Here is a 7,129-nt window from a genome sequence, read left to right as displayed (position 1 = left end):
ATCCTCCCATCTCCGCCACACAATTTGAGAAACCCCGCCGACAACGATGACAAATAAAGCGAGCGTAGACATTTAAAAAAAGAAGCAAAATGGAAGAATGAATTCGAGAGGTTAAGAGCGATCATCCTCGATTGTGGGCTGTCCGAAACTTTGAAGTGGGGTGTCCCTTGTTATACGTATCAGAACCGAAACATCGTTTTAATCCATGGGTTTAAGGAATACTGTGCGCTTCTTTTTTTCAAAGGGGCTTTGCTCCATGATCCGCATCATCTTCTCATCCAACAAACAGAGAATGTTCAAGCGGCACGCCAAATTCGCTTCACCCATGAGCAAGAAATCGTTTCCATGGAACCAAAGCTGAAGGCCTATATTTACGAAGCGATTGAAGTTGAAAAATCAGGGTTGAAAATCCCTAAGAAGAATTTAGAGCTCACGATACCTGAGGAGCTCAAAATGAAATTCGATGAAAACCCTGCCTTGAAAACTGCATTCGAATCCTTGACGCCGGGACGGAAAAGGGCTTATATTCTCTATTTTTCGCAACCCAAACAATCCAAGACACGTTTGGCGAGAATCGAAAAATGCGTGCCGAAAATCCTCGAAGGAAAGGGATGGAATGCATAATTCGCAGGCGGGAGCGCCATATGCGTCGAAATACACACCAACGACCGGGTCTCACTCGCCCAGGTCTTATTTCCATGCCAATACCATGTAGTGGTAGGGATTCAACCTTCTGGTTTCAGTATAAAAACCGGCCGCCTGTACCTGCTTTGCCAATTCCTCCATATCCATCCGCTCGTCCAACGGCGGTCCCATGTCCATCGGTTTTGTGTCCCACTCGATGATCATCAGCTTGCCATCGGGTTTGAGAAGCCGATGGAGCTCGGCCAGCGTCTGCTGAAGGTCATCCACCTCGTGCAGAACAAACGCACACAACGCGCGGTCCACGGTGGCGTCAGGCAACGGAATCTGTTCTGCCGGAGCACGGATGAGTTGGATATGATGCACACCCGCTGCTGCAGCACGCTGGGCCAAGATGTCGAGCATCTCCTGTGATACATCCACACCGTACACTGTGCTGCTCAATTGAGCGAGAGGAAGACTGAAATAACCTGGCCCGCATCCGATATCCGCCACCACATGCTCCGGTACGATATCGAGCTGTTGCAGAATGGTCTCCGGCGGCAATAGGTTGCGGCGCTCTGGATTCACCAACCTGTATACGTGCTTCGGATCGAATCGACGCCCTATCTTCAGCAACCCCCTTTTTTAAAGGAAACTCTCCACTCACCGTGCCGCCACGTCCACCGCCTCCTTCAATGCTGCCTCCACACGCCGCGCCGTAGCCATGAGGCTTTCGTCACCCATCACGCCCATGAGCGCTGTGGGCTTCGGCAAGCCGATGACTGTTTTGCCCTCGTTTTCGTATACCACAACTTTGCAAGGAAGGAAATATCCCACCATCGGATTCTGGGTAAGGACATGCTTCGCCTCATAAGGGTTGCACACTTCAAGCACCCGGTACGGTTTGTCGAAGTCGACACCTTTTTCCTTGAGCTTTGCCGGAATATCCAACTGCCACAACACACCGAACTTCCGTTCCTTGAGCGCCGCCTCCAGCGCCAACACCGCCTCGTCCAAACTCTTTGTCGTACTGGCACTGTAGTGAAAATCCTGCGCCATGTTCCCCACACTCCCTCGGTTCAAAATTTATAAAACATCCGCCAGTTGATCCGCCAGTTGTCTCTTCATATTACCCACAAACCGCTCCAATGTCCGGCCGTTGCGGAACATGGTCATCGTGGGGATGCTCATGATCCCAGACTTGGCCATCTCCGGGATTTCAACCACATTCCATTTTGCCACGAACCGATATACCGGAATGGGTATATACAGTACAGGGTATATGCTACAACGGAGGTCATCTTATTGTCAACATGATGGTCAACAACCCATCGTCCCTTCCTTAAACTTCCCCCAATAAACAATACGTCATTCACCCGATAGCTCAGGCGGCGTCCGTTGTGTAACCTTGGAGCCGAACACGGGTTCAACATCATGAGCCGAGAGCCCAGAGTGCATTCGCAGCTTTGCATTCTGGCGTATACGGAACGAATGGATATAACTGGAATGGTCAGTTGGAGATCCAATGCTGATTTTACTGCAAGGTTTGCATGAATATTGAAGAAGTAGACACCGAGCCGCGACAGCAACGGTCCTTGATGAACTCACCGACGCTTCATCGTTCGGATGCACTTGACACGACACCGATTGGTGTCCTAAAATCGGACACCGAGCAGTGACGTTTTGGAAATCAAGATGAGGACGAAGGTGATGTTGACCGAAAAAAGTCACATGCGGGATGTCTACCAAGCCATTGCCGATCCAACTCGGCGCACATTGCTTCGTCTCTTGGCAGATGCAGAAGAATTGCCTCTCCATGCGTTAACGGTTCACTTTTCAATGGGTCGGACAGCGGTTTCCAAGCATTTGGCGGTCCTCAAAGAGGCCGGCCTCGTAACCGAGCGACGGGTCGGCAGGGAAACACTGTATCGATTGAATGCTGAACCGTTAAGGCAAGTTCAAGATTGGGTATCTTATTATGAAAAATTTTGGAAAAAGAGGATGAATATACTAAATCAGTTGCTGCAGGAGGAGACAAGAATGAAATCTCTTTCGCTCGATTTTCACTTTAAGAGTCCCATCGAGAAGGTGTGGTTCGCGTTAACGGATTCGAATACGCTTTCGAAATGGATGATGTTTAAAGAGAATCATTTTAAACCGGTCGTTGGACACAAATTTCAGTTTCGCATGGATCCGGTAGGAGAATGGAACGGCATCGTAGAGGGGGAAGTCCTCGAAGTGGACGAGCCCTATCGGTTATCGTACACATGGGTCAGCCTCGGGGAAAGCAATACGGTGACTTGGACATTGCAACAGGATGAAGATGGAACCACGCATGTGCATCTTGAACAAACCGGTATCCGTTCCGAGCAAGCGTTGAATGGAGCGAAGTATGGTTGGCAAGGCATGGCGAAACAGCTCGAAAACGTGTTAGCTGATCTTTGACACACCAACACGCCGCACGGCGAAAACCGTGGGATACTCCGGAAGACGCCATCTGGCATGGCGCATCTGTGCGTGAAGCCGGGCCGCGATCCACCGGGTCGCCTCCCGGTGCCTCTCGCCCGGCTTTCAGCGTGAAAACATCCACTGCCAGCGTTTGGGCAGGCTTGCCCATCCCGCCTTCGGCAGCCGAATCCGATGGATTACCCTGTGCGAAGCATGGCTTGAGTGTCCTTGCTAGCCTTGCTGCCTTCGGCTATCACCCGCGGTTTCGCGAAGACCCAGTATTACTTATCTCCGCAGCCCATGGGCTCCCTTCCACGAATACGGAATGCAGCTGTTTCGCGCCCGCACGCACACTCCACACGGCAAGCGGTACACCCACTACGACCAACGCAAGCAAAACCCACCCAAACCCGGACGGCCACAATCCCGTATCGACGTCTGGAAGCACCGCAGCTCGAAGAACCCAGGTGCCGGCCGGGAACAACAGGAGGATTCCGGCATACTCCAACAACAGGATGAGGCGCCACGAACCGCGCAGTGCAAACGCGGTGCCGAGCGGGACGAGCCAAAGCAAGGGCACTGCCAGGATGACCAGCAACCCGCTGCGGAGACTTGCCAGCATCGACCATCGAAAGACCCAGCCAGGCAGCTCATGCACTACGGCATGGACCGCTAACCCAGCCAACAACCCCAGTTCCAACAACAGCCACCAGCAAACCACCCGCATCGCATCGGCCAACGCGAACATCCACAGAACCGTTTCGCGCCGGAACGGCAAGGACAGCAGCCAGCCCGCGTGCTCGCGAAGCACGCGCAGCGTATGGCCGAGAAATCCCCACGTCCATAGGACACTGCCCAACACGATCGCTGTGGCTGAGTCGTTCACCACCTGCCGGCTCGGCAGAAAACATACGGCAACAGCCACGGCGACAGGCAACAGGACCACCGCCGCCGACGTCCACGGACGAGCCGTGCCACCAAACCATCGATCTCGCTGGAACAAAAGGAGCACAAGCGATAGCCATGCCGGAACTGGACGCCCGGTCACCCGTTCCGTCCAACGAAGTCCCCGCGGCAGATCACCAGGCGTCCGCGACAGAGTACCAGGCACGTCGTCCGGCGACATCTTCTCTGCAGCATCTTGCCCTCTCGGCCGTCCACGCCTGAACAAACCATCTGCCCCACTGTGCTCGCCGTCCCAACCGGCAAGGCTGGGCAGCCGCACCCAAACCACAAGCAAGGATGCTAGCGCCAACACCCAAAGGGTCACCAACAGTATCCAATCATGCGGCCAAATCCATGGTGCCCGTCCGCCTGTCGTTGCGCCCAATTCATCGAACACGAGCCATCCCAGCACGCCCCATTGCAGGAACGGTGCCACCCACCAAAACCATCGGCCCCAACCGCTGTGGAACGCCAAAGAGAGCAGCGTGAATGAGGACGCTGCTGGCAAGACCACAACAGCCAACGCGAACCCACGCAGGAACCATGCCGCAGTCTCCCGGCCGTCCAGACCGAGGCCCGGATGAAGATGCAGATCCCACGCCCAGACCACCGCCGCCAGCGCTGTGACGCCCAGCAACCATTTCAGTCCCGACCACACGATAGCCACCCACTTCGCGAGCATCAATTGCCAGCGTGGAAATGGGAGTGCTAACCAGTGGTCCACACTTCCACGGTGAACGATTCCCGGCCCAATGGACGTCCCGGTAACCACCAGACCCACATACCATACTTCCCACGCGCCCCGTACCAGCATCTCGGCACTCCCCACGCTGTGGGCCAGCCAGTTGACGGCCAACAACATCATCAACAAGGCGTACAACCAACCCAAAGTCCTTGGTCTGCGCTTACCCGACTGTGGCCGGCGCCTGAAGATGCTGCGACTGAGTTCCAAGGCCAGCAGGGTGCCGAATGCCCCTGTACGCGGCGGCGCCGCGCTGCGATTCATCCCCCGAACACCTCCCTGTAGCGCTGTTCCACGGAAACGCCCTTGGCCCTCAATGCTTCCACTGATTCTTCCGCTATCACTCGTCCCTGATCGAGTAAGACGATGCGGTCAAACAGTTGCTCCAACTCTCTCACATCATGCGTGGCAATCAAGAATACACGCTCACCCGATGCCAGTTCGCGCACCACCGCGGCGGCAATTCGCTCCCGGGATACCAGATCGACACCCGCCAACGGCTCATCCAACAGAACCACGCGTGCCCGCCGCGCCAGGCAGGTCAGCGTCTGCAGCCGGGCATCCTGGCCGCGCGAAAGTGTGGATATACGAGATTCCAGCGGCACCTCCAGGCTGTCGACCAACTCAGTCGCGCGATCCGAATCCCAATCCGGGTACAGCCGCGAAGCAAATCCCAGCCACTCGCGCACCGTCAGCCACCCCGGCAGCTTCGACCGGTCGGGCATCAGCGCGGTGTTCGACAGCGTGTTGACACCGGCCGGACGGCCAAACAATCGCACCCAACCTGCGTGAGGCGGCACAATGCCCGAGATGATTCGGAACAGAGTCGACTTGCCTGCGCCATTCGGGCCCAATATCCCGACGATTTCCCCGGCATGGACGGTCAAGCTGACCCCGCTCAGGATCTCTTTCGTCCCTGCGCAAAACTGGATGTCACGGCACACCACCGCCGCTTGACCAGCCGATTGACCACGCTGTTCGGCGATCTTCATGACGTGGTACAGCCTCCTTCCTCTTCCCCCTTGGCGAGCCGAATCAGCTCCTCGACGGTCATCCCCATTGACTCGGCGATCCTCTGCACATATGCCACCGCCTCACGCGCCAGCGCTCGCCGACTGGCGGTCACCACACGTGGGTCCCGCGGGACAAACGTGCCCTGACCTCGGAATGTCTCAATCAATCCGTCCCGCTCCAAGTCCAGGTACGCCCGCATGACCGTATTCGGCGTGACGCGCAATTTCGCGGCAAACTCTCGTACCGGCGGGAGCCGCGTTCCGGGCGCCAAGCGGCCGCATGCCAACTCGATACGAATCAAACGGGCAATCTGTTCATAGAGCGGCCTGCTCGGATCGAGCGACCATGACGGCGGATGCCATGGCGGATCCAACGTCACCATCCTCACCTCTGATGAAATTGTATTAAGTCGATTGATACAATGTCAAGCAAGTTTCTCATTTGACTGTCCGGCGAATGGCGAAACGACATCCCACAAGCCGGCAAATCGTATGCACGAGGAATCTTTCGTCACTCTTTGACGACATGTTGACACGACCACGCTTCGGTCGAAATTGTGTCCGCACCGCCAGTTTGACAAGCGGTCCAAAACATGGATATGCCATGATGGAGGATATTCGAGAGTTCAGTGGAACTCAGTTGGAGCCGGGGACACTGTATGGTGCCATCGCCCGGTTGGAGGAGAAAGACTGGATAGAAGCACTTCCTGCCGAGAACAGGCGGCGTCCATACCGCATCACCCCCGCCGGCATTGCTGCATTCCACGAGCAAGCGGCGACGCTGCAGCGCGTCACTACTGTGGGAAAAGCGCGGCTGGCCATGTTGGAGGGATTCTAAGATGCGATGGCTGCTCCGGCTCTACCCGCGCCGTTGGCGGGAGAGATACGAAGAAGAGATGCTGGCATTGTTGGAACAGCACACCGTGACGACTACGAGAAGTATTGATACCTTTTACCATCTCCGTCGCGTGCCTGCTTCTGTTCATGACGGCAACGGCGATTCTTGCAGCGTGGCACCCGCGAACGCACGTGTATGCCTGGCTCGTAGGATATCTCATCCTGTTCTTCCTCTTGTTGTTGATAAGGAGCGGTGGAATCGTGTTTGCAGGCGTGGTAAAAGTATTTTTTCCTGAGGAAGGTTACGGATGGATTGTGATGGACGGCGGGACAGAAGTTTTCGTCCATTTCTCAGGAATCAAAGGCACGGGGTTTAGGTATTTAATACCAGGACAACGCGTCCAATTTGACATTTCATCCACCCACAAGGGCGACCACCGATCTCCCCTTGCAGTGAACGTAGAAGTGCTCGAGGAGTAAGTCACGTACAGCGCAACATGCCCGTACCGCGATTTCCGCT

8 protein-coding genes and 2 pseudogenes are annotated in these 7,129 nt (G+C 55.6%); 5 read left to right on the top strand and 5 right to left on the bottom strand.

Going from position 1 to position 7,129, the window contains the following annotated elements; translation table 11 throughout:
* Positions 1-72 precede the first annotated feature (72 nt).
* Positions 73-624, top strand: a pseudogene (locus IEX97_RS05550) (YdeI/OmpD-associated family protein); the annotation flags it as partial.
* A 66-nt stretch (positions 625-690) separates the two neighbouring features.
* Here IEX97_RS05550 and IEX97_RS05545 read toward each other — a convergent pair.
* Together IEX97_RS05545 and IEX97_RS05540 are read right to left on the bottom strand one after the other, a co-directional pair.
* Positions 691-1,260 (bottom strand): class I SAM-dependent methyltransferase, encoded by a 570-nt coding sequence (locus IEX97_RS05545; RefSeq protein WP_188881619.1) that lies wholly within the window; start codon positions 1,258-1,260, stop codon positions 691-693.
* Between the two features lie 27 nt (positions 1,261-1,287).
* Complete coding sequence (locus IEX97_RS05540; protein ID WP_188881617.1) at positions 1,288-1,683, bottom strand: DUF302 domain-containing protein; 396 nt, start codon at positions 1,681-1,683, stop codon at positions 1,288-1,290.
* A gap of 636 nt (positions 1,684-2,319) precedes the next feature.
* On the opposite strand from IEX97_RS05540, the pseudogene IEX97_RS13545 reads away from it, so the two are divergent.
* Together IEX97_RS13545 and IEX97_RS13540 are read left to right on the top strand one after the other, a co-directional pair.
* Positions 2,320-2,571: pseudogene (locus tag IEX97_RS13545) on the top strand (ArsR/SmtB family transcription factor); the annotation flags it as partial.
* Between the two features lie 93 nt (positions 2,572-2,664).
* Positions 2,665-3,069 (top strand): SRPBCC family protein, encoded by a 405-nt coding sequence (locus IEX97_RS13540; RefSeq protein ID WP_229776451.1) that lies wholly within the window; start codon positions 2,665-2,667, stop codon positions 3,067-3,069.
* Between the two features lie 256 nt (positions 3,070-3,325).
* Here IEX97_RS13540 and IEX97_RS05530 read toward each other — a convergent pair whose 3' ends face one another.
* From IEX97_RS05530 to IEX97_RS05520, 3 genes are read right to left on the bottom strand one after another with little or no spacing between them, the layout of a single operon-like run.
* Positions 3,326-5,023, bottom strand: coding sequence for a hypothetical protein (locus tag IEX97_RS05530; protein ID WP_188881616.1), 1,698 nt, complete (start codon positions 5,021-5,023; stop codon positions 3,326-3,328).
* Positions 5,020-5,751, bottom strand: a complete 732-nt coding sequence (locus IEX97_RS05525) for an ABC transporter ATP-binding protein (protein ID WP_188881614.1) — start codon at positions 5,749-5,751, stop codon at positions 5,020-5,022. Before IEX97_RS05525 ends, IEX97_RS05530 begins: the two co-directional genes overlap by 4 nt.
* Positions 5,748-6,155 (bottom strand): GntR family transcriptional regulator, encoded by a 408-nt coding sequence (locus tag IEX97_RS05520; protein ID WP_229776443.1) that lies wholly within the window; start codon positions 6,153-6,155, stop codon positions 5,748-5,750. The genes IEX97_RS05525 and IEX97_RS05520 overlap by 4 nt, the downstream gene beginning before the upstream one ends.
* 74 nt (positions 6,156-6,229) lie before the next feature.
* Here IEX97_RS05520 and IEX97_RS05515 point away from each other — a divergent pair, with 74 nt between their 5' ends.
* Positions 6,230-6,610, top strand: coding sequence for a PadR family transcriptional regulator (locus tag IEX97_RS05515; RefSeq protein WP_308426186.1), 381 nt, complete (start codon positions 6,230-6,232; stop codon positions 6,608-6,610).
* A gap of 146 nt (positions 6,611-6,756) precedes the next feature.
* Positions 6,757-7,089 (top strand): cold-shock protein, encoded by a 333-nt coding sequence (locus tag IEX97_RS05510; RefSeq protein WP_188881612.1) that lies wholly within the window; start codon positions 6,757-6,759, stop codon positions 7,087-7,089.
* The last annotated feature ends 40 nt before the right edge of the window (positions 7,090-7,129 follow it).

Source organism: Paenalicyclobacillus cellulosilyticus (assembly GCF_014647315.1).
GTDB classification, from domain to species: Bacteria; Bacillota; Bacilli; order Alicyclobacillales; family Alicyclobacillaceae; genus Alicyclobacillus_J; species Alicyclobacillus_J cellulosilyticus.
Note: the sequence above shows the minus strand (reverse complement) of the source record. Positions and strands in the feature narration are given on the sequence as shown.